The organism is Massilia sp. 05N420 (assembly GCF_056397205.1).
On sequence record NZ_JBFTMX010000303.1, the window covers coordinates 1 to 353 of the forward strand.

At 54.7% G+C, this 353-nt stretch carries 1 protein-coding gene; it reads right to left on the minus strand.

Features of this window, described 5'->3' with window-relative positions; translation table 11 throughout:
• Positions 1-339: alpha/beta hydrolase (locus AC1DIX_RS28435; RefSeq protein WP_477328708.1), on the minus strand; the 339-nt coding region annotated here is incomplete at its 3' end.
• Positions 340-353: the final 14 nt, after the last annotated feature.

The window sequence follows — 353 nt, forward strand, 5'->3', positions numbered from 1 at the left end:
CTCGCCTACCGCCAAGATCGCGCGGCAAGAGGGATCGTACGAATGGCCTAGTGGCGTGAAGGCCGCGACCTCGTCATCCGTAAGAGCAATCTCGGCCTTTAAAAAGGACTGCTGTAAGGGAAGGAGATCGTAGAGGCCGCCCAGCAACAGGGCGCCATTGACAGAGGAACCCGTGGTGCTACTTTGAAAAAGGAATGTTGAAAGATGGGCTCCTGCAGAATGACCACTGATCGTGAGCAATGAAGGGTCGCCACCGTGCTCTGCTATGTGATGAATGATCCATTGCTTGGCACGAACGACCTGATCTACCAGGACCTTCATCCTCACACCCGGCATCAACGCGTAGTCTACAA